Below are 22,049 nucleotides of genomic sequence, written 5' to 3' on the forward strand. Positions count from 1 at the left end.
ATAAATTACCATCTAAATTCTATTTCAGCCAGACCTATACCAGTCAGATAAGGATAGGCTACCGTCTCAAACTACCGTCACGACCACAACCTACCGTGGGTTCGGGGACAAAAACCTCACTTCACCTCCGCTTGCAGGCAACACACTTATCGCAACCGGTTCTCCTTCACTGTTCAGGCGCACCCTGCCAACTGCACTTTCATTAACAACGTGACGTGTAGCATGATTGTCAGGCCGGCGGGGCCGGATGCGCATTTGTCTCCGCTTTGTGAACCAGTTCAGGGGTGAATGGGTGGCATAGAGCCAGCGATTAAGCCGGTCAAACCATAGCAACAAACCCGGTGGGAATTCATTTTTAAAACCACTACACGTTATCTGCCATATATCCGGACTGTTGCGGCGATACTTGAGTTTAACATCATAAGCAAACGAGTAATGGACATCGCCTGAAAGGATCACAAAATTTTTCGGCGTCTTCCGATGACGAAAGATATTAAGCAGTACATTAGCCGAGCCCGGGTGCGCCATCCAGTTCTCGGCATCGACCACAAGTGGATGACCGCAAAAGGTTATAATTCTCTGCACCACTTCAATAAGCTTCACGCCGAAAATGGGTGCAGGCGAGACAAGCAGCACAGAAGGCTCATTCATCATCTCCAGCTGCATGGCTGAAAGCTCCTCCCAGTCAAGAAGTCCCGAAGGTTTGGTCAGGCTGGATTCTGACCACCAGCGTTTGGTACGGGTATCCAGCACCACAACTTTAGGAGACGTAGGTAAGCTGTAATTCCAGTGTTCGTATTCCAGCAGGTAGTTTATCAGTGCATCCTGTTTTTCAGCGCCCGGTTCTGCAAAACAGTCCTGCACATGATCCATGAACTCTCCGGCAAACTGTTTTGGATTATTACCCCAGCCTTGAAAGAGAAAATAGGCGACCAGGGCATTACCAATAATTCGCCTGGAAAAAGGATGTTCATAGGCAACCTCTTCCCAGCCGCGGGTCAGATTCCAGTCATCGGTAACATCATGATCATCAAAAATCATATAGATGGGAATGTGGGCCAGCATCCGCCGCACCCCTGCAATCCCACCCGCAAATAATTCAACAGCCTCAAGCTCTTGATTGTAGAGTGCTTTAAAGCCATCGGGAATATCCGCATTTCTATAGTCGATGTATTCCCAAAGCACCGGCGACCAGGTCAGTAGATACATCGCCGACAGTTCAGCAAGGGTCACCAGATGATTATGTGCTGATTCAGCAGTAAAAATAGGTTTTCGTACTCCTCCGAAAAACCTGTCTCGAAGAGTTTTAGTCTCCTTATTATGCGGGAGGAGATCTTCGCGACTGTAATAGCACAATTCGCTGCGCAGTAACTCATCACTGTCTTTGACTACAGCACCTTCGATTTTTTCCGGGTACAGCCCCAGTAATTCCATCACCCGGTGGATTGCCACGAGCATCGGCCCCCCCACATCATCGGCATATATCTGATCACCTGTCATCATCAGCAGTGCCGGGCGTTTCTCCTGCATTTCGAAAGTGCCTGCAAGTTCCTGATCAATTCTCAGCAGCGCATCCTTTGAAGGGTAATGAGGTTTGCGGCATGATCCATGCATTACATGGTCAATCTCATGTTTATAGACAATGACAGGTCGTGGTTGAGTGCCATAAACAATATCCGGACAGCAATCTGTAAGTTTCAATTCATCATTGTCGGTATGAATCAACAGATCATATTCCATCAATGTATTGGCAACAAATGGCTCTTCGGGGATGTAATCGATGAGATAGATATACGCCTGCTCACCAATCCTTACTGGTGGTGGCGAAAAATCAGAGCTGTTTCCTTTAAATACACACGCCCCGTCATCGTGGTTGTAGAGGCAGAGTGACAGATTAAGAGGCTTGCTGGCAACCAGCCACAATACCAGTCGATCTGCGGTGAATCTACGGAGAATCGGGCCTGCAATAATGGGAGGAAGTTTAACAAATTCTTGCATACGTATGCCGCGTGGTGGATATCATAAATGAATATTTCCCTCGTCTTGTGTTGTCTTCTCAACAACATACAGAACTCCACCCTAAATTATGAAGAGTCATGTGTCAATTCGCATTATTCGCAGCCGGATGCCAGTAACTAATTCGCGTAAACAGGCTAGTGCTCTGTAAACCTTTGCCTATCCGATCTTGTTCGCCCTTTTAGCACACTGACTTCGTTTCTCATTCAGTCACGTATCGCTGCTATGCTCCCTCATTCGTGCCTCGCAGTGCACTAAAATTGTCGAACAATCTTTGCGACATTTAAAGATTTACAGAGCACTAGGAGGCTGTCCGACAATGCTCTTTCCACCCATATCTTCGTTAAACTCGAAAAATTATCCTCGGGATATCGATTATATGCTTCCGGTAATTTTGCGAGTTTGCCTTGACCTGAGCGAAAATTGCCATTGTCGGACAGCCTCCTGGGATTGCTCATCACCCAGAAATCAAAACCTAAGTCCTCAGACCCGCTTCCAGTCCATGAAAAACACTGGAAAAACAACATATTTCTCAAAAACTGAAAAACATGGGTAATGGGCAGGGTTAGGAGGCTTTCCCAGAGTGGTCTTTTCTCAACTTCCTATTCCTGGACAAACTCCTACAAGGATATATTACTTTGACAGGCGCTGAGTAATACGGTTGTAAGCCTCTTTCAATTCTTCACCGACCACCTTTGCTTTGCCGACGTACTCTTCTGAAGTCTCCACAGCATCATCTGTTATTTCAGAGGCTTTGAGCTTCACATTTTGCCACGTATTCTCAGCGTCCTCAAACTCCTGCCGTACTTCCATGGAACCCAGATGAATTTTCAGTTTTATCTCATCACGCTGGGTCTTAAGCTTTTCCATCAGACTATCAAACTCTTGTGTCATTTTCATATCCTGCTCCTTTTCACATTTTTCCAGCCGATGCAAACATCAACCGCAGAAATAATCCAACTCAACATCAGCTCATTCCATAATATATCACAGCAGGGAGTGAAGAGAAAAAACATTACAGAATTTATTGGAGCATTTTTACTCAAGCAATAATTGAAACATCTGACGAAGGCGCTCAGAATTCAAATATTCCTACAACTCCAGCCACTATCAAATCAGCAAAAATAGAGTAGGGAAAACGCTATCCCTTTTTCCCTCTCAAATTTGCTATTATGCCCATCGTGGGTATACTTGAAGTAGGATCTTTTAATATACGGACACTTAGCCCATTTTAGCACAGCATTACAACATACACATCAGGACACAAAATGCATCAGCAGGCAGACTGATTTCGTATACTTCATTTCCTCCAGTTCCTGCCGAAGGAGCCAATAAATGCCACGTACCAAAATAGAAATTCAAGATACCATAGAGTACCTCTCCATCCTCGATGAACATGGGAACGTTGACAGAGAACTTGAACCGGATATTCCCAAAGAGAAACTTCTGGAGCTTTACCAGGCCATGCTGCTCGGCCGCCGTTTTGATGAACGAATGCTCGACTTGCAACGACAGGGGCGCATCGGCACCTTTCCACCAATTAAAGGACAGGAAGCTGCTCAGATCGGTTCTATCTTTCAGCTAAAAGCAAGCGACTGGATGGTCCCCGCATTTCGTGAGACTGCAGCGGAGATCTGGCGCGGTCGTTCACTGGAATCAGTTATTTTATATTACAACGGCTTTAACGAGGGAACAATCATCCCTAAAGATCAAAAGGATATGCCGATGTCAGTACCTGTCGGCACCCAGATCCTGCACGCAACCGGACTCGGTTATGCTGCCAAATATCGTAAAACAGATGAAATTGTAATGACCTATTTTGGTGATGGTGCAACTTCTGAAGGAGATTTTCATGAAGGGCTGAACTGTGCCGCAGTCTACCAGACGCCGGTTGTATTTATCTGCCAGAACAATCAGTGGGCAATCTCTATCCCGCTAAAAAAACAAACCCGCTCAAAAACTATCGCCCAGAAAGCTATAGCTTACGGCTTACCGGGCATTCAGGTGGATGGCAATGATGTTCTCGCTGTCTATGTCGCTGCTAAGGAAGCGGCAGAGCGTGCACGTTCAGGTGGTGGCCCTACCCTGATTGAGTGCGTCACCTACAGAGTGATGATGCACACAACGGCAGATGACCCGACTCGCTATCGCACAGAGGAAGAAGTTGAGTCCTGGCGAGCGAAAGACCCGCTTACACGCTTTGCAATCTATCTTCAAAATAAAGAAATACTCACAGAAACCACACAAAAAGAGATTGAGGCAGGAATCCTTGACCGGATACAGACAGCTATCAACAGGGTTGAAGAGCAGATGAAAGAGCTTGGTGATCCGATAGATATGTTCGACCACTTATTTGCTGAACTCCCACCGCATATTGAAATACAAAAGCAGGAAGTTGTCCGTAACCTCGCTAGTAATGAAAAAGATGCAAAGGAGGTGAACCATGGCTAAAATGACAATGGTTCAAGCTCTCAACCTTGCACTCAAACAGGAAATGACCCAAGATGACAGCGTGCTTATTCTCGGTGAAGATGTCGGCCCCGACGGTGGTGTGTTCAGGGTTACCGATGCCCTTATTGACGAGTTTGGTGATCAGCGCGTCATTGACACACCGCTCGCCGAAGCCGCTATCATCGGCATGGCCATCGGCATGGCGGCATACGGTTTAAAACCTGTGTGCGAAATACAGTTTTCAGGATTTTCCTACCAGAATTTTCATCAGGTTGAAAATCACGCCGCACGTATGCGCTGGCGCACCCAGGGCAGACTCACCTGCCCCATGGTTATGCGGGCACCTTACGGTGGCGGAGTACGCGCACTCGAGCATCACTCCGAGAGTCGTGAAGCCTACTGGGCACACACTCCCGGCCTGAAAATGGTTATACCCTCAAGCCCCCGAAATGCTCGTGCCCTGCTGGTGAGTGCTATTCGCGATCCTGATCCTGTAATTTTTTATGAATCCAAAGCACTCTATCGTGCTTTTAGAGAAGATGTTCCCGAGCTGGAAGAAACACTGGAGATCGGCAAGTCGCAAATATCCAGACAAGGTGATGACCTCACCATGATAGCATACGGAGCTATGCTTCGGCCGACGCTGGAAGCCGCTGAAGAACTCCAGAAGGAAGGCATCAGCGCAGAAGTAATAGACCTGCTCACAATCGCTCCGCTTGATGACAGCCTCATGATCGAATCTATCCGTAAGACTGGTAAAGCCGTGATAGTGCATGAGGCCCCAAAGAGTTTCGGGCCGGGAGCCGAGATTATCAGCCGCCTGATGGAAGGCGCTTTTTATTATCTCGAAGCACCGATACAGCGCGTTACTGGATATGATATAGTAATTCCATATTTTAGCAGGGAAAAAGCATATATGCCTGATGTTAAACGTATCATGCAGGCTGCCCGGGCTACCATGATAAAATAGGACTGAGGTTAAAGGGTTTAGGACTGAGAAAATTGCATTGGAAATGCAAAATGCTGGAAAAGAGACAGATTTCGCAAAACTGAGAAGATATGGGTAATGAGCAGTCCCAGCGTGCAATTATATAGTTACCAATGGAGCAAAAATGACCACATCGTTTCGTTTACCGGATCTGGGGGAAGGTGTTCATGAGGCAGAAATTCTGGCTGTCGCTGTAACCGCTGGTCAAGCCATTCAGGAAGGTGATCTCATCCTGGAGGTAGAAACAGATAAAGCGGCAGTTGAAATCCCTTCGCCCACCACAGGTACAGTCACTGAAATTCATGTAGAAAGCGGAGATATCGCCAAAGTCGGTGATGTGCTGATAACTTTCAGCACCAGCGACTCAGCCGCCCCCTCGTCACCGGAAACGCAACAGGAAACGGAACCTCATGTCGATACCCAAAAAGATTCAAGGCCTGCAGAAACCGTAGCAGCGCGCGCAGCAACAGGTACACCTTCAACAGACAGGAAACGGCCGGTTCCTGCATCCCCTTCCACCCGCAGGTTAGCCAGAGAACTTGATGTGGATCTACACCTGGTTACTCCTACCGGTTCAAGCGGAGTGGTAACCGCAGAAGATGTGCGTCAATTTGCTGCAGGCGGCGCTACACCTGATGCTGAACCTGAGAGCAGAAAGGTTGAAGAAATTGAAGGAGACATTGTTTATGAAGCGGTCACGACTCCTTCCCGCCAATTTGCAGAAACTCTTCCTGACTTCAGCCAGTTTGGCGAAATCGAACGTCAGCCTTTCCGTTCTATACGGCGGGCAACTGCCAATCGCATGTCCCAGTCCTGGGCGCAGATTCCTCACGTCAATTGCCAGGACGTTGTCGATATAAGCCGGCTTGAAGAATTCAGACAACGCCATAAAGACGATGTCAAAAAAGCGGGTGGTAGACTGACTATGACGGTGTTTGCCCTGAAAGCTGTGGCAACTGCTTTAAAAAGCTATCCGCATTTCAACGCTACCCTTGATCTTGCCAATCAGGAAATCATCATCAAAAAATATTTTAATATCGGGGTTGCTGTTGACACCGACCATGGTCTGATGGTGCCGGTTATCCGGGATGTTGATCGCAAATCCATTAAAGAACTCGCGGTCGAATTACACGAAGCAATCACCCGGGCGCGAGAGAGAAAATCACGCCGTGAGGAACTTATCGGAGGTTCATTTACCATTACCAATGCCGGTGCCATTGGTGGCAGTCATTTCTCAGCTATTATCAATCATCCTGAAATTGCTATACTCGGTCTCGGTCAGGGCAGGATGCAACCTGCAGTGGTCACCGACAAAGAAGGTAACCATGAAATTGTACCACGATTGCAAATGCCTGTAGTCCTCTGTTTTGATCACAGAGTTGCAGACGGTGCCGATGCTATTCGATTTATGCAGGTAATTATCAATGCACTTCAGGATCCTGATGAATTGCTGATTAATATGATTTAAAGGAGCAGCCTTTATGGTAATGGGCGACATGGTAATGACAGTTGATGTTGTCGTAATCGGCAGTGGCCCCGGTGGTTACGGTGCTGCATTTCGAGCCGCCGATCTGGGACTTGATGTCGCCCTTGTCGACCCGCGCCCCCGGCCTGGCGGAGTTTGCCTCCATGAAGGATGTATCCCTTCAAAGACCTATCTGCATCTTGCCGAGTTGCTTCTTGATACCCGAAGAGTACGCGAGAAAGGGTTACGCTTCGAAGAACCAGAAATTGATCTGGCGGCAATGCAAGCCTGGAAAAATCAGGTGATTGACAATATGGCCGACGGCCTTGTCAGCCTCAGCGACAAGCGAGGAGTGCAGCTTATAATCGGTACCGCTTTTTTTGAAAATTCAACCACAGTTCGTCTTGAGGGCTCGGAAATCAGCCGGATCAAATTCAAACACGCAATTATCGCCACTGGCTCAACACCTATTGTTTTTCCCGGCACCACCCCTTCAGCCGATAGCAGAATCATGAACTCTGCCGAAGCACTCAACCTTTCCGAAATCCCTGAAAATTTACTCATTATCGGTGGCGGCTATGTGGGGCTTGAGCTGGGCACCGTTTATTCAGCCTTTGGTAGCGATGTCTGGCTGGCAGAAGTCGAAGACAGGCTGCTGCCGCTAGTGGATCACGATCTTGTACAACCATTATCCAGACAGCTGGCAAAATTGTTCACAAACATCTTGCTCAATACTCGCATAACCAGTCTCACAGAATCTGATGAAGGGGTACTTGTGCAGCTTGAAACACCTGATGGCCAGGAAGCGCATAGCTTTGACAGAGTGCTGGTTGCCATGGGCCGTAAACCGCTTTCTGACAAGCTCGGCTTAGAGAATACCGGGGTGGAATTCGACGATAGAGGATGTATTAACGTTGACGAACAGCAGCGAACAACAGAGCCAAATATTTTTGCTGTCGGTGATGTGTCTGGAGGCATAATGCTGGCACATACTGCCACCCGTGAAGGCAGAATAGCCGCTGAAGTTATTGCTGGTCAAAGCTCGGTGTTTGATGTCAGAGCGATCCCCGCCATTGTTTACACCGATCCACAAATTGCATGGTGCGGCCTCACCGAACAGCAGGCGAAAGCAATAGATATCCCTGTGGTTATTGAAAAATTCCCCTGGAAATATTCCGGCAGAGCCAACACCATGGGTGCGACAGACGGGTTGACGAAAATCCTCGCCAACCCTGAAGACGGCAGAATTCTCGGCATAGGCATTACCGGTCGCGGTGCCGAAGGTCTTATCGCAGAAGCTGTGCTTGCAATAGAGATGGGAGCGCTGGCCGAAGACATGGCGCTCAGTCTGCATCCCCACCCGACCTTATCAGAAACAGAAGGTGAGGCTGCTGAAATATTTGTAGGAAGCCCAACGCATCTTATGCCCAAAAAGACGAGGTAGTATCTCATTAATTCACCATAATCCTGAACTTCAGTAAACCATGAGGTAGTGCTATGGATGAAATTGCAATCTTTGCCGACGAATTCGGTCCCACAAAAATTCTGCATGTGTATGAACCCAACTCAGGCTTACAAGCCATTTTAGTAGTCGATAACGTTGCTGCCGGCCCTTCGATCGGCGGTATTCGCATGGCAACGGATGTAAGCGTCGAGGAATGTTTTCGCTTAGCACGGGCGATGACCATGAAGAACGTCGCAGCAGGCCTTCCCCATGGCGGTGGCAAGGTTGTTGTTTATGGTGACCCCAAGATGGATAAAGCGAAAAAAGAGATCGTTATCCGCGCCCTCGCCAATAGCCTGCGCGACATTAAAGAATATATCCTGGCCCCGGATATGGGCACCAACGAAGAATGTATGGCCTGGATTAAAGACGAAGAAGACCGTGTTGTCGGCGTGCCTACTGAGCTTGGCGGCATACCGCTTGATGAGATCGGTGCAACCGGCTGGGGGTTGTTTCATGCCATAGATGTAGCTCTGGAACACAAAGGGCTTGAGCTTGAGGGTGCAACATTTGTTGTGCAGGGGTTTGGCGCCGTAGGCAAACACGTAGCCAATTTTCTTGCTGAAAAAGGTGCGATAATGGTTGGGGTGGCTGACTCCAGGGGAGCCATCGCCAACCCCAAGGGTATCAATGTACAGGAGTTAATAAGGCTTAAAGAGCAGAAAAAAGGCGTGGCTGAATATACACAGGCAGAATCAATCAGCCAGGATCAGTTAATCAGCATTGAATGTGATGTATGGATTCCTGCAGCGCGACCTGACATTATCAACGATGATAACGTTAAGGAAATGAAAACAAAAATGGTTGCCCAGGGAGCAAACATACCCTGTACAGCCGGAGCAGAGCAGTACCTGCATGAGCACAATATCCTCTGCCTTCCGGATTTTATCGTTAATGCTGGTGGTGTAATCTGTGCTGCAACCGAATATCACGGAGGCGGTAAAATAATGGCCATGGGTAGAATCGAGCATACCCTGCGCGAAAACACGGTGCATATCCTTAAACGTGCTGAAGAGGAGAATATTCCATTACGTCAGGCCGCCATAAACTTTGCAACCGAACGGCTTAAGAAGATCATGGCGACTAAGCGATGGTCAATATTCTAGTTCATGCTTCATCAGTCCATGCGGGGCTATCTTCTTCAGTTTGTATTTAGTGGGTATAGCTTTACTATAGCCCACTAAATGCAACTTTGAACCTGACCCCACCTGAACAGATGATGACTTTGGACCGGCCTTAATATTTCATGAAAAAAATACAGCTGCATCCTTAATGCTTTGCACATGATCCTAAAAAAACATTTCGGGATCGTAGGCTGCAACAAGAGAGATAATTCAAATAGTTCTATTTTAGATGGTTTTCATTCTAAAACTCGGCATATGGTTCTAGTTCGAGGCGCGTTTCAGATTTTTACCGCAAGTATATAACTGATATTCTGAGGATAAAAATCTGATGCGCAACGCTGAAATTGGACCATAGGGTAGTTTTAGAACGGAAACTATTTCGTATCGGGTTGAAGATGGTCAGGCATACGAATGGCAATAACCCTGCCCTTTGCTGTCACCTTACCATCTGCGATGACGGAAGCTGTGACAACCGTTTTTTTACCCTTGATCTCTTCAACTCTGGCTCTGATCTCAAGCTCAACCCCAAGGGGAGTGGGCAGCAGATAATCTACATGTAATGAACCGGTTACATAGCGGAATGCGGGACTAGTCCCGGGCTCCCGCCCTTCCTCTCGATAGGCCGCTGCAGCGGCAGTACCAACGCAATGGCAGTCAACCAGTGACGCCACAAGGCCACCATAAACATAGCCCGGAAATGCGAGATGATATTCTTTGGGCGAAAAGTGTGCCACAGATTCATCATCATCCCAAAAGCTTCTGATATGTAACCCTTTATCGTTTTTGGGACCGCAACCATAACAATGTTGAAGCGAATCGGGGTAATAATCCTGAAAAGACTTGTCAGACATAACACCTCCTGAACGTTTAAAGGTGAATATTTTAATAGGTGAGAAATCATATTGTTACACTACTCCCTAGAGTAACAAAATAGCAAAACCTAAATATATACACTCATACACTACATAATACAGCAGCCATGCCTAAACCAATACTTCGAATACTTACAGCTGTAGCCCATTACGATGGTCATGATGCTTCTATTCTGGCTATCAATCGATCACTTCTTCAACATCCATATGGTGTGGAAGTCATTTATATGGGCTTTAATATGTCGGCTGAAGCGATCTGCGCCGCCGCCAGTCAAGAAGATGCAAACGGGGTAGCCATTGCCTCGTATAACGGGGGGCATATGCAGTTTTTCCCGCATCTTTTGAATCAACTGCGGGAACACTGCCAGCGGGAGGTGCAGCTCCTTGGCGGCGGTGGCGCAACTATAAGCGCAGAAGAAGCTTTAGAACTTGAAAAGCTTGGTGTTGCAAAGATCTACCGGGCAGGTATCCCGCTTACCGAAGTGTGTGACGATATGGTCACACGCATGAAAATGAGTCTGGACAATCACATTGAACAGGAAGATTCGCAGCTACCGATTCAATTAACTCTTGCAGATATTGCTCACAGAAATGCAGATAGAGCTATCCAGACTACCCGCCACGATTCCGGGAAAACCCTTGTAGTAACCGGAGATGGCGGCGCAGGAAAGTCTACAATCATTGACGAGTTAACCTTCAGAATCCTTGAGCACTTTCCCGATAAAAAAATCGCCATCCTCTCCAACGATCCGACTACGGTAACCAAAGAGTCCACTTCAGCATTTCTGGCTGACCGCGTGCGCATGAATTATATCTACCATCCCAATGTTTTCATGCGCTCAATCTCAACTGCCGATGCATACAGATCACTCAATACAGCGCTACCCGAGATGGTGTGCCATTGCCATAAGGCGGGCTACGATATAGTCATCGTCGAAACTCCTGGGGTAGGCCAGACAGGTATTGATCTGAAGACACTCTCACCGGATATAACTCTCTGTGTCAAAACCCGCGAATACGGCACAACTTTACAACTTGCTAAAGACCAAATGCTGCAGGAAGCTGATCTGGTTGTGCTTAACAAAATTGATCTGGCAGGTTCGGAGGCTGCGTACCAGGAAATCAAGATCATGCTTGAACAGGCAGGCAAAAAGGACCGCCTCTATGGAGTGCTGGCAAAAGTTCATCGCGATCAGGGTATGGACAATCTCTTTGCTGCCCTATGCCGCCAAATAGGCTGGCAACCGCCTGCAACTGAAACGGTGGACATTTTCAAGCATGCAAAGAAAATGGAACTCGTTCCTTACGCCCGTCGCAACTATCTTGCTGAAGTTGTCCGCACGGTCAGAGAATATGACGACTGGAGCCGGGAACAGATTGCCCTTATTCGTCAGAACCCTGATAATGTTGACCGACTTGATCCAACCTGCAGGGATCTGCTTAAGAATTGGCAGACTGAGTGGCAAAAGATGTCACAGGATGCAGCAGAAAAACTCTGCATTTCAGAAAATCATATTTCAACCAACGATTTCACCTTGCCAAATGTTGCCTTACCAAATCCCGAAGATAGGCCTGAAACGTTACGTTTTCTTTTGGAAGATGGGCTTCCCGGAGCATTTCCCTATGCGACTGGAATCTTTCCTTTCCGTTTGCCCACAGCGGGCGAGACTACGCGCCAATTTGCAGGATTACGCGGCCCGGAAGAGACTAACGAGCGGCTGCATCTGCTCAATCGTGGCGTTGCCAACCCGCGCCTGAGTATCGCCTTCGACGGCATCACCCTCTATGGCGATGACAGTGATGATGACTCTGGTAGCCGGGGAAAAATCGGTGAAGGCGGAGTATCAGTCGATAGCTATGAAGATATGAAACTCATCCTCAAAGGCTTTGATATACGAACCATTTCAACTTCACTCACTATTAACGGTCCAGCACCGGTAATACTTGCCATGTATATGGTTGCCGCCTGCGAAATTGAGCGTGAACGTGAAGAAAAGGAATCAGGTAAAAGGCTCAGCCCCGAAGAATACGAAACCTTCTTTAAAGAGACATGTCGAAGCCTTCGCGGCACAGTTCAGGCTGATATACTCAAAGAAGTACAGGCCCAGAATGAATGTATTTTCCAGACCGATTTTTCCATGAAGATTCTAGGCGATATTCAGGCTCACTTTATCGCCGAACAGATTAATTCGTACTATTCACTCTCGATTTCCGGCTATCATATAGGTGAAGCCGGAGCAACCCCTGTGCAGGAACTTGCCTTTACCCTGGCCAATGGTTTCACCTATGTCGAATATTTCCTCAAGCGCGGCATGGATATTAATGCATTCGCACCAAGCCTCAGTTTCTTTTTCAGGGTTTCCCATGAGGCCGAATGGCTTGCATATGGCCCTGTGTGTCGCAGAATATGGGCAATCGCCATGCGGGATCGCTATAAGGCCGACAACCGCAGTCAACGCTTTAAGTTCCACACCCAGACCTCAGGAAGAGCTTTGCAAGCCAATGAATGGGACACCCTTAACCCGATCCGCCAAACCTATCACGCCTATGTCGGCTTACTCAATAACACCAACTCACTCCACGTTGACTCCGCTGATGAGCCGATGACCACGCCAAGCGAAAAGTATGTTCGCCAAGCAACACTCATCCCCAATTTTTTGCGTGAAGAAGCCGAAGGTTTTCTTATCCAGAACCTGCTCTCCGGCTCCTATGCAATGCAGAACCTGAGCCGACAGTTACAACAACAGGTTCTCGAAGAGCTTGAGCGGATTGATCAGCTTGGCGGTGTAGGCCCGGCAACAGAACTTGGCTATCAGCGTAATTCTATTGCCGAAAGCTCAGCCCGATATGAATGGGAGAAATATGGTGGTGGCAAAGACGATTCACCCCGAAGGAAAATTATCGGCTTCAACACCTACCTACAGCAGGTCGATAGCCCCGAAAACATCCCAAATACGGCTCAACTGATGCGCCCCCAGGAGGAGGACTGGGAAAGACAAATCGCACGAACCCAAAAGTTCAGGGAAAAACATCGTGATATCAGTCAAAAATACCTCCAACAACTTGAACAGACAGCTGTCTCCGGAGGTAACATCTTCAGCGAACTTCTACAGACTGTACGCTATGCCACTCTGGGAGAGATAACTGAATGCCTGAAAAATGCCGGTGGGAGTTACAGAAAAATGGTGTAACAAATTATAATCTCAGAAGATCAGCATCACAATTGAATAATCCTCTGTAGTTATAAAACTATGGACCAAATACCTAACAAACTAATAAACTCTTTTATTGACAGGATTTACCAGAGAGGTAGAATTTACAGAGATACTCAGGACAGAATTGCGAGCGGGGGATGGTCATTGTCTTGCAATGCGAAAACAATAGGATATCGCAACGCTGTCCGCCCCCGAAAGCCTCAATCGTTGAGAATTTCGGATAGTCACAAGATAATAAATCTATGTATTTGTAGCGTTTCGAATGTTTCACATAGCCAAGGAGAGAGCCCGCCATGAAACAAAAAACGTTTTTCCACATTACCTTCCTGTTTATGTTCATCGTCTGCATTGCCCACTCAGCTCATGCTCTTACTGAATTTGGGCAAAATCCTTTCAACCACACGTCAATTAATTCTGCTGACGAGCTTAAAACTATGCTCATGGCTCAGGAAACTGACATCAGGGCTGGTATGAAAAAGGCGGGCATTGGTAATGTATCCGATGCTCTCTATATGCAATTGACGAAAATGGAAGTCACCATGGCCGAATACGGTAAAGGACAACGTTTTCCATGGATGTTTTATCGTAAAGGCGGCAAAGGACCGGTTCGTATAGATAAAGACGTTGTCTGGGAATCCGATTCAAACTTTTCAGTCTATGAATTTCATGTTGATAAAGATGGAAAACGCTACACCTTTGTAGTACCGCCGGTTTGCGGTAACCTTACCCTGAAAACAGTTGCACCGGCCCCGCTCATGCCTAAATCTGCGCTGAAATCACCAACACCGCCGACTCCTGTTGCAACTCCAGTTGTTAAGGACCCGGCAGCTGCACCTGCAGATACTATGGAAGATGACACCAAGAAAGGCCAGTCCGGTTTTGCTCTGGTTGCTGATATAGGATATCTGCATCAGCTGGACCCAGCAAATCACCTGCTTTTTCGTTTTGGTATTGAGCATGCATATACCGATAACTTTTCAGTTATCGGCCTGATTGGCGTAAGCCCCAAACTGGATGGCACCGAAAGTACCAGTGCCTTGGTGATCGACATGCTCGCCAACTATACCTTCAACAACGCCTGGTTTGCTGCAGCTGGACTGGGTGGCTGGATTACTGATGGCGATAGCGATGTAGACCATGAAGACACCGATCTCGACATTATCCTTAACTTCGGTCGTCAGATCTACGAAGCCCCTGAATCGTATAACGTTCAACTCTTTGTAGAGGTACGATCAGCTGTTGACGAACTTGATGAATTTGATCTTTACGGTCGTATCGGTGGTGGAGTGCGAATTCGCTTTTAAGGCATATTCTACATAATAAATCATTTAAGGCAGCCTCTTTTAATTTTGAAAGAGGTTGTCTTTTTTTTGCCTCGTGATGACCTCGTACAAGGTGGGATTCATCGCTTAATCACAGAAAAAGATGACTCAACATATTGTAAAAGAATCTCAAAGCTTATCAAGGAGGGATATGTTCTTTACGGTTATCCGGCAATCGCATATAACGGAGAAAAAGTAATCGCCGCGTAAGCTGTTGCATTACCTTCAGTAACACGAACAAAAATGTAATTATTCAGATTCCAGCAAGGCTTACGGAAAACTCTCCAATCCGCTGGATTCATACCTTGCGTAAACATCTTCAAGGTTGATTCACAATGAATGATAAAAACATACCATTTCAGACCGTTGACTGGACGAAGATCCCTAAAACTGAACATCACGGTGAAACAGGTGTCGCCTATTGGCAAACCCTGCAATTTGATGGATTGAGAATTAGAATTGTCGAATATTCTTCTGGATATGTCGCAGATCACTGGTGCAAAAAGGGACATATAGTGCATTGTTTGGAGGGAGAAGTAATCAATGAACAGGAAGACGGTACGTCTTCAATTTTGACACAGGGAATGTCCTATGTCGTCTCAGATGAATTAAGTTCGCATCGTTCAGTCACCAAAGATGGTGTTAAATTGATGATAATCGATGGTGATTTTCTTAAATTGAAAACATGATTTGAATCTATGAGAAAAATTCGCTGGAATTACATCAATTTTGGACCTTCATATTTTCAATACTGTACCTGAAATCATTGGTAATACCTTAGTAATACAATAGAATTAGTCATTTCAAAAATGAACCAATCATTTCGAAAACAAATCTACTGTAATTTCAATTAATAATATCTACTCAGCATAAACCTCCAGCAGAAGGAGTTTGGGCAGATAGCGTAGACTTCGAAAGGCCATTGTCGGACAGCCTCCTAGGTACATTGACCTCAAGCCCCAACCTGGTCATATACGATTTCCAACTTCTCTACGTATTATTCGAACTGCACCTTCCAAATAATGATTTTTTTTTCAGCACCTTCTTTTCCTCAACCAAATCGGGACAAATGTAGTAGGTGCTCGTTTTTCCGTCCAAAGATTTTTCTTACAAAGGTAAACAAACTACATCCCGCCACAGTCAAGGATCTTCACAAGTAAGAAAGCGGTAAATTCTCTCCTTTCGCACTGGTGTTGATCGCCTGAAAGCCTTATAATACAGTCATGTTTCACTATAATTCCAGAGCGAAACATTGGGGAAGTATTCTTGTGCTGTTGTATATGTCAGAATCCATAACAGGATGAAAAGAGGTAGTTGAAAGTTACTCCGTTGTCTACATGAACAAGGGTTCCACATGAAGGTGCAGTTCATTAAACGATGTACCAAAAATAACCCGAAAGAAGTTCAGACTACTAAAAGGAGTATTCTATGAGAGGCACATACGAAGCATATATCCTTGTGAAAGTAAAAGACGGCAGGCAATTTGTCTGTGCACTGAACAGGAAGGCAAAGTCCGCGAATACTGCAAAACTTAATTGGACAGAACAACTGGCTTATATGAAAACTCAAGTAATCTGGAATTAGCCGGCTAATAACATAGCCATACGGTTCCACTGTAACCCCAGATAATTATTTATTAAAAAACTACAGTGGAATATTTACCCAGCGCAGCGTAGACGGGTGAAGTCAACAAATCCCCTTCTTGCTGCGCTTTTTTGTGTACTACAACATACCTATCCCCCTGTTGAACAAAGTAGATCCTATCCAATACAAACCCTCTTTCATTTGTGCAATAAAGTGATCGATTATCCATATTCCCAACGCTCTATTTGACACGTAGGGAGAGACAGATAATCAACAAGATAGCTCTACACACAATATCCTTGCATCCATATCATGCCTGTGGTACTTTCCGCTCCATTTTTCCAATATGCAGCTTGAGCGATAATGATACATTTAAATAGCATCCATAAACAGTACGGCTCCCAGATTCTCTTTCGGGATGCCAGCCTGCAGATTCTCCCCCAGACCAGAACAGGTTTAGTTGGCCCCAACGGCGCAGGAAAGACTTCCGTTTTCCGTTTGATCACTGGCGAAGAACACGCTGACAAAGGTGAGGTCAGCTGCTCGAAGAAGACCGTAATCGGGTACTTTTCGCAGGACGTTGGTGAAATGTCCGGCTGTACGGTACTCGAAGAAGTAATGTCTGCAGCGGGCGAAGTTGTCGAAATGGCCCGCCAGATGCGCGAGATGGAAGCGCTGATGAGTGAGCCGATGGATGATGATGCTCTTGCTGATTTACTTGAAAAATACGGTACAATTACAGAGATATTTGAGCATCGCGGCGGTTACGACCTCGACTCGCGTGCTAAAGCTGTCCTGAGCGGTCTTGGCTTTGCTGATGAAGATTTCACCTTACCTGTAGAAACTTACAGCGGTGGCTGGAAAATGCGAATTGCTCTTGCCAAGATTCTGACGATCAATCCTGATGTACTTCTTCTTGACGAACCGACAAACCATCTTGATATAGAATCTATTCTATGGCTCGAAGAGTGGCTGATATCCGATTACAAGGGTGCTCTGCTGATGACCTGTCATGACAGGGACTTCATGAACCGCATCGTCTCGCGTATTATCGAGATTGCCAACGGACAGGCCACCACCTATAACGGCGACTATGACTTCTACCTGCGTGAACGTGAAATCCGCAGAGACCAGCTGTTTGCAAGTTTCCGACGTCAGCAGGAAATGCTCGCTAAAGAAGAAGATTTTATCGCTCGCTTTGCAGCCCGTGTCTCCCACGCAGCCCAGGTACAGTCTCGCATCAAGAAGCTGGAGAAAATTGAGCGAATCGTTCTGCCGCCTGAACAAAAGGTGATGAAATTCGATTTCCCGGTTCCTCCGCGCAGTGGAGATGACGTTCTGCACCTGAGAAACCTCAGTAAAGAGTGGGAAACCCAGAATGGCGATATAAAGCCGGTTTTCAGCGGACTCTCCGGCACTATCAGACGACTTGAAAAAATTGCTCTTGTCGGTATAAACGGTGCAGGTAAATCCACCCTGCTTAAGGTCATTACCGGCCAGACTGAGCCAACCGATGGTGATGTTGCAATCGGTGCAGGTGTTACCACCGGCTATTTCAGCCAGCACTCTATGGACATCCTTCACCCAAGCCACACAGTCTTTGAAGCTGTACAAGAAGTTCTGCCCCTTGAGAATATCGGTACCATCCGTAATCTCTGCGCTGCCTTTCTATTTCAGGGTGATGATGTCGACAAACGCATTGAAAATCTTTCAGGTGGTGAAAAAAGCCGGGTAGTTCTCGCAAAACTCCTTGCAAGACCACTCAACTTTCTGGTTCTTGATGAGCCTACAAACCATCTTGATATTCTCTCGCGGGAAGTATTACTGGAAGCTCTACAGAAATTTGAAGGAACCGTGCTTATGGTAAGCCATGACCGTCACTTCCTTCGCTCCCTCGTTAACCGCGTATTCGAAATAGATCACGGCGAAATGCGCACCTTCGAAGGCGACTACGACTATTACCTTCGCCAGGTCACTGACCATTAATATTCCGGCCCATTATTGCTAATACGCTGAAACGCTGATTAACTATTTATTGTCTCTGCAGTCAGGGACAATATTCCTCATTTTATATAGAGATACACCATGATTCATGCCTCCAACATCGCGCTTGCATATGGCAAGCGCGTTATTTTTAAAGATGTAAATATTAAATTCACTCCGGGTAACTGTTACGGTCTGATTGGTGCCAATGGTGCCGGTAAATCAACTTTCCTGAAAATTCTTGCAGGCCAGAAAGATCCGGATAATGGTGAAGTATTTGTTGCTGCAAGACAGCGAATTGCTTTCCTTAACCAGGATCAATTCGCGTTCGATGATTACACCGTAGCTGAAACTGTACTTATGGCCCATGCGCGGCTTCATGAGGTTATGGCTGAGCGTGACGCGCTGTATGCCAAAACTGAATTTACCGAAGAAGATGGTATCCGCAGTGGTGAACTTGAGGCTGAATTTGCAGAGATGAACGGCTACGAGATCGAATCCGAAGCTGCAGTTCTGTTGAGTGGTCTTGGTATCGGCGAAGAATTGCGTGATAAAAAGATGAAGGAACTTGAAGGTGGTGAGAAGGTGCGTGTCCTACTGGCACAGGCACTTTTCGGTAACCCTGATATCCTCCTTCTTGATGAGCCTACAAACAACCTTGATAGAAAATCTATCGCCTGGCTTGAAGGCTTTCTCGAACGCTTTCAGAATACCGTTATCATTGTATCCCATGATAGACATTTCCTGAATCAGGTATGTACTCATATGGCCGATATCGATTACGGCCAGATTAGAGTCTATGTCGGTAACTACGATTTCTGGTACCAGGCAAGTGAGCTGATAAAAGTACAACGCCAGGATGCCAGCCGCAAAGCTGATGCTAAAGCAAAAGATTTAAAAGAATTTATCGCCCGCTTCTCCTCAAACGCTTCTAAAGCACGACAGGCAACTTCAAGAAAGAAACTGCTCGATAAACTTGAGATGGAAGATATGCCGGCCTCTTCACGAAAATACCCGTATATCCTTTTCAAACCCGGCCGTGCATGTGGCGACGTGATTCTTGAAGTCGACTCTATCTCAAAAGAAATTGACGGCGTTAAGGTGCTCGATAATTTCTCTATGGTAGTCAACAAAAACGAAAAAATAGGTTTTATCGGAACCAACAACGTAGCAATCACAACCCTCTTTCAGATTCTCGCTGGTGAACTTGAGCCGGACAGCGGCACATTCCGCTGGGGCCTCACTATGAGTACCTCGTATTTCCCTAAAGAAAACAGTGCCTTCTTTGCAAAAGATAAAACTCTGGTAGATTGGCTGAGCGAATATACTCCTGTAACTGAAGGAGAGAGTTTTGCCCGTGGTTTCCTTGGCAAGATGCTCTTCTCCGGTGATGAGGCGATGAAAAAGACCAGCGTCCTGTCCGGTGGTGAGAAAGTACGATGTATGCTCTCCAGAATGATGCTGAGTGATGCTAACGCCCTTATCCTTGATGAGCCTACAAACCATCTTGATCTTGAATCGATCACATCACTCAACAACGGATTAAGTACATATCCTGAGATTGTGCTCTTCTCCTCTCATGATCATGAGCTGATGGCCACAGTTGCGAATAGAATTATCGAGATAATGCCTGGCGGAGTTGTCGACAAGATGGTTCCTTACAACGATTATCTCGAAGATAAAGGTGTACAGGAACTTCAGGAAACATACCGGGCATAACCACCCCGACCAGCTGTAGCTTAACGGGCTGTCATTCCTGGCAGCCCGGCTCTCCCACACCGTCATCGTCTCTTTTATTCCCGGCATACAAAATTGTAGACTTTATACAAAATTGACGTATTGTACTGTTCCGACACGACCTAACGTCTTGATACACCACAGAGTACACCCAAAGACAACCACCTGAAATCACAGCCATGCGCTATTCATATCGATCCTATGAGAAACGCACCATTTCTGGCATTATTTATGCTTTCATTTGTTTGAACTCTTAGTTACGGTGCGCAAACACTACCTACTTCGTTAATCTGAATCATCACTGAAGAAGGAACAGGCAATGAACCTCAACAAAGCATTTATCATTCTGCTTTTTTCCATGATTATTCTGGTATCCTGTCAATCTCATGTATGGGCTGGGGATATTCGAATATCCGTTGCCGCCAGTATGACAGAAGTGTTTCGTGAACTGATTAAAGAATTTAGCGTCGACCACCCTGAAATTGTCATATCGCCAAATTTTGCAGGCTCAGGAGCACTCGCCAAACAGATTAATCAGGGAGCACCTTCGGATCTCTATGTTTCAGCCAATCCCAATTGGATGCAATACCTTGTTGAGCAAAAGGTGATTGATGATCAGTCGCTGAAGATATTTGCTCATAACAGCCTGGTCTTTGTCGGCTGGGAAACCACAAAGGCCACTTCGATCAGTGATTTATCAACCCTTAAGCGCATTAGTATCGGTAGCCCGGCAAGCGTTCCTGCTGGTCAGTATACCATGCAGGTATTGACTGCATCGGGCATGTATGACAGCCTTCTTAAGGCTGGTAAACTTGTCATGGCTAAAGATGTTCGGCAGGCGCTGATCTACGCCGATCGCGGTGAAGCTGATGGAGCATTTGTTTACAGGACTGATGCCCTTCTGGCCAAAAATGCGGTAATTCTTTTTGAGGTCCCGCCAGAACTGCATACTCAAATCGCGTATCCGGTTGCGCTTACCAAAAAAGGAACAGAGAAAACAGATGCGCACGAATTTTATACATTTGTACTCTCGGATAAAGCAAAGGCAATTATGACCAGATACGGATTTACCATTCCTGATGCCAGGTAGGATCTGATACGCGTTTATGTTTACATTATCACCCCAGGAAATTCAGGCAGTCGGGCTATCACTTAAGGTGGCCTCTACCGCCACACTTCTTTCTACTCCGCTCGGGATTGCCATGGCCTATATGCTGGCATTTGGAAAAATGCGGGGTAAATCGGTCATCGAAGGGATTATCAATCTTCCTCTGGTGCTTCCTCCGGTCGTTGTAGGGTATTTACTGTTGCTGGGTTTTGGTCAACATGGGGTGATTGGAAAATTCCTCAACTACTTCAACATACAGATTGTATTTACGCTCACAGGCGCTGTGATCGCCTCGGCGGTTGTTGGTTTCCCACTGCTTGTACGATCCATCCGAATCGGTATGGAATCTATCGATCCTGCATATTTCAATGTTGCAAGAACACTTGGTTCGAGCTGGTGGGACAGTTTTTTCACCATCACCATGCCGCTATGTTCGCGGGCAATTCTGGGCGGGATGTCACTGATGTTTGCCCGCAGCCTCGGCGAATTCGGCGCGACCGTCATTCTTGCAGGTAATATTCCCGGAGTCACCCAGACTATCCCTCTTGCCATCTATGAGTACACCAGTGTACCCGGAGGTGACGCAAAGGCGCTGGCGCTGTGTATGGTATCAATCGGCTTATCGTTCACTGTTCTGCTGGTTAGTGAAGCTGCCACCAGAAAGATCAGAAGGAGATAGG

Annotated in this window: 17 protein-coding genes; 14 read left to right on the forward strand and 3 right to left on the reverse strand. The window is 46.5% G+C overall.

What is annotated here, in order from left to right; all coding sequences use genetic code 11:
- Window positions 1-90: 90 nt before the first annotated feature.
- Together FCL46_RS16435 and FCL46_RS16440 are read right to left on the reverse strand one after the other, a co-directional pair.
- The gene (locus tag FCL46_RS16435) at window positions 91-1,998 is read right to left on the reverse strand and encodes an alkaline phosphatase D family protein (protein ID WP_136806545.1); all 1,908 of its coding nucleotides are present in this window, start codon (window positions 1,996-1,998) and stop codon (window positions 91-93) included.
- A 651-nt stretch (window positions 1,999-2,649) separates the two neighbouring features.
- On the reverse strand, window positions 2,650-2,916 hold the full coding sequence (locus FCL46_RS16440) for a hypothetical protein (protein WP_136806544.1): 267 nt from the start codon (window positions 2,914-2,916) through the stop codon (window positions 2,650-2,652).
- A gap of 435 nt (window positions 2,917-3,351) precedes the next feature.
- Between FCL46_RS16440 and pdhA the strand changes: the two genes are divergently transcribed.
- The 5 genes from pdhA (at window position 3,352) to FCL46_RS16465 (ending at window position 9,530) form a co-directional block, all read left to right on the forward strand.
- Window positions 3,352-4,467, forward strand: coding sequence for a pyruvate dehydrogenase (acetyl-transferring) E1 component subunit alpha (gene pdhA, locus FCL46_RS16445; protein ID WP_136806543.1), 1,116 nt, complete (start codon window positions 3,352-3,354; stop codon window positions 4,465-4,467).
- Window positions 4,460-5,437 carry an alpha-ketoacid dehydrogenase subunit beta gene (locus tag FCL46_RS16450; RefSeq protein ID WP_136806542.1) on the forward strand — a complete coding sequence of 326 codons (978 nt, stop codon included), beginning with the start codon at window positions 4,460-4,462 and terminating at the stop codon, window positions 5,435-5,437. Before pdhA ends, FCL46_RS16450 begins: the two co-directional genes overlap by 8 nt.
- Window positions 5,438-5,579: 142 nt before the next feature.
- Window positions 5,580-6,923, forward strand: coding sequence for a dihydrolipoamide acetyltransferase family protein (locus FCL46_RS16455; RefSeq protein WP_136806541.1), 1,344 nt, complete (start codon window positions 5,580-5,582; stop codon window positions 6,921-6,923).
- Between the two features lie 13 nt (window positions 6,924-6,936).
- Window positions 6,937-8,364, forward strand: coding sequence for a dihydrolipoyl dehydrogenase (lpdA, locus tag FCL46_RS16460; protein ID WP_136806540.1), 1,428 nt, complete (start codon window positions 6,937-6,939; stop codon window positions 8,362-8,364).
- Window positions 8,365-8,417: 53 nt separating this feature from the next.
- Window positions 8,418-9,530, forward strand: coding sequence for a Glu/Leu/Phe/Val family dehydrogenase (locus tag FCL46_RS16465; protein WP_176371611.1), 1,113 nt, complete (start codon window positions 8,418-8,420; stop codon window positions 9,528-9,530).
- Window positions 9,531-9,922: 392 nt separating this feature from the next.
- Here FCL46_RS16465 and FCL46_RS16470 read toward each other — a convergent pair whose 3' ends face one another.
- Entirely contained in the window at window positions 9,923-10,399 is a 477-nt protein-coding gene (locus tag FCL46_RS16470) for a PaaI family thioesterase (RefSeq protein ID WP_136806539.1), read from the reverse strand.
- Window positions 10,400-10,527: 128 nt separating this feature from the next.
- Here FCL46_RS16470 and FCL46_RS16475 point away from each other — a divergent pair, with 128 nt between their 5' ends.
- The 9 genes from FCL46_RS16475 (at window position 10,528) to modB (ending at window position 22,048) form a co-directional block, all read left to right on the forward strand.
- The gene (locus FCL46_RS16475; RefSeq protein ID WP_136806538.1) at window positions 10,528-13,611 is read left to right on the forward strand and encodes a methylmalonyl-CoA mutase family protein; all 3,084 of its coding nucleotides are present in this window, start codon (window positions 10,528-10,530) and stop codon (window positions 13,609-13,611) included.
- Between the two features lie 317 nt (window positions 13,612-13,928).
- Complete coding sequence (locus FCL46_RS16480; RefSeq protein WP_136806537.1) at window positions 13,929-14,939, forward strand: hypothetical protein; 1,011 nt, start codon at window positions 13,929-13,931, stop codon at window positions 14,937-14,939.
- 66 nt (window positions 14,940-15,005) lie between these two features.
- The gene (locus FCL46_RS28900) at window positions 15,006-15,167 is read left to right on the forward strand and encodes a DUF1737 domain-containing protein (protein WP_217909452.1); all 162 of its coding nucleotides are present in this window, start codon (window positions 15,006-15,008) and stop codon (window positions 15,165-15,167) included.
- 125 nt (window positions 15,168-15,292) lie between these two features.
- The gene (locus tag FCL46_RS16490; protein ID WP_136806536.1) at window positions 15,293-15,646 is read left to right on the forward strand and encodes a DHCW motif cupin fold protein; all 354 of its coding nucleotides are present in this window, start codon (window positions 15,293-15,295) and stop codon (window positions 15,644-15,646) included.
- Window positions 15,647-16,385: 739 nt separating this feature from the next.
- Window positions 16,386-16,541 (forward strand): hypothetical protein, encoded by a 156-nt coding sequence (locus FCL46_RS16495; RefSeq protein WP_153307118.1) that lies wholly within the window; start codon window positions 16,386-16,388, stop codon window positions 16,539-16,541.
- A gap of 363 nt (window positions 16,542-16,904) precedes the next feature.
- Window positions 16,905-18,527, forward strand: coding sequence for a ribosomal protection-like ABC-F family protein (gene abc-f, locus FCL46_RS16500; protein ID WP_136806535.1), 1,623 nt, complete (start codon window positions 16,905-16,907; stop codon window positions 18,525-18,527).
- 99 nt (window positions 18,528-18,626) lie between these two features.
- Window positions 18,627-20,243, forward strand: coding sequence for an ABC-F family ATP-binding cassette domain-containing protein (locus tag FCL46_RS16505; protein ID WP_136806534.1), 1,617 nt, complete (start codon window positions 18,627-18,629; stop codon window positions 20,241-20,243).
- Between the two features lie 337 nt (window positions 20,244-20,580).
- Complete coding sequence (gene modA, locus FCL46_RS16510; RefSeq protein ID WP_228723236.1) at window positions 20,581-21,351, forward strand: molybdate ABC transporter substrate-binding protein; 771 nt, start codon at window positions 20,581-20,583, stop codon at window positions 21,349-21,351.
- 16 nt (window positions 21,352-21,367) lie between these two features.
- Complete coding sequence (gene modB, locus FCL46_RS16515) at window positions 21,368-22,048, forward strand: molybdate ABC transporter permease subunit (RefSeq protein WP_136806532.1); 681 nt, start codon at window positions 21,368-21,370, stop codon at window positions 22,046-22,048.
- Window position 22,049 lies beyond the last annotated feature (1 nt).

Source organism: Desulfosediminicola flagellatus (genome assembly GCF_005116655.2).
GTDB classification, from domain to species: domain Bacteria; phylum Desulfobacterota; class Desulfobulbia; order Desulfobulbales; family Desulfocapsaceae; genus Desulfopila; species Desulfopila flagellata.

What these genes read in the sequence shown, in the direction of transcription:
- modB (WP_136806532.1), top strand. Translation starts at nt 21,368, where the DNA reads ATGTTTACATTATCACCCCAGGAAATTCAGGCAGTCGGGCTATCACTT.
- FCL46_RS16490 (WP_136806536.1), top strand. Translation starts at nt 15,293, where the DNA reads ATGAATGATAAAAACATACCATTTCAGACCGTTGACTGGACGAAGATC.
- FCL46_RS16475 (WP_136806538.1), top strand. Translation starts at nt 10,528, where the DNA reads ATGCCTAAACCAATACTTCGAATACTTACAGCTGTAGCCCATTACGAT.
- abc-f (WP_136806535.1), top strand. Translation starts at nt 16,905, where the DNA reads ATGATACATTTAAATAGCATCCATAAACAGTACGGCTCCCAGATTCTC.
- FCL46_RS16505 (WP_136806534.1), top strand. Translation starts at nt 18,627, where the DNA reads ATGATTCATGCCTCCAACATCGCGCTTGCATATGGCAAGCGCGTTATT.
- FCL46_RS16495 (WP_153307118.1), top strand. Translation starts at nt 16,386, where the DNA reads ATGAGAGGCACATACGAAGCATATATCCTTGTGAAAGTAAAAGACGGC.
- FCL46_RS16470 (WP_136806539.1), bottom strand. Translation starts at nt 10,399, where the DNA reads ATGTCTGACAAGTCTTTTCAGGATTATTACCCCGATTCGCTTCAACAT.
- FCL46_RS16435 (WP_136806545.1), bottom strand. Translation starts at nt 1,998, where the DNA reads ATGCAAGAATTTGTTAAACTTCCTCCCATTATTGCAGGCCCGATTCTC.
- FCL46_RS16455 (WP_136806541.1), top strand. Translation starts at nt 5,580, where the DNA reads ATGACCACATCGTTTCGTTTACCGGATCTGGGGGAAGGTGTTCATGAG.
- FCL46_RS16480 (WP_136806537.1), top strand. Translation starts at nt 13,929, where the DNA reads ATGAAACAAAAAACGTTTTTCCACATTACCTTCCTGTTTATGTTCATC.
- lpdA (WP_136806540.1), top strand. Translation starts at nt 6,937, where the DNA reads ATGGTAATGGGCGACATGGTAATGACAGTTGATGTTGTCGTAATCGGC.
- modA (WP_228723236.1), top strand. Translation starts at nt 20,581, where the DNA reads ATGAACCTCAACAAAGCATTTATCATTCTGCTTTTTTCCATGATTATT.
- pdhA (WP_136806543.1), top strand. Translation starts at nt 3,352, where the DNA reads ATGCCACGTACCAAAATAGAAATTCAAGATACCATAGAGTACCTCTCC.
- FCL46_RS16465 (WP_176371611.1), top strand. Translation starts at nt 8,418, where the DNA reads ATGGATGAAATTGCAATCTTTGCCGACGAATTCGGTCCCACAAAAATT.
- FCL46_RS16440 (WP_136806544.1), bottom strand. Translation starts at nt 2,916, where the DNA reads ATGAAAATGACACAAGAGTTTGATAGTCTGATGGAAAAGCTTAAGACC.
- FCL46_RS16450 (WP_136806542.1), top strand. Translation starts at nt 4,460, where the DNA reads ATGGCTAAAATGACAATGGTTCAAGCTCTCAACCTTGCACTCAAACAG.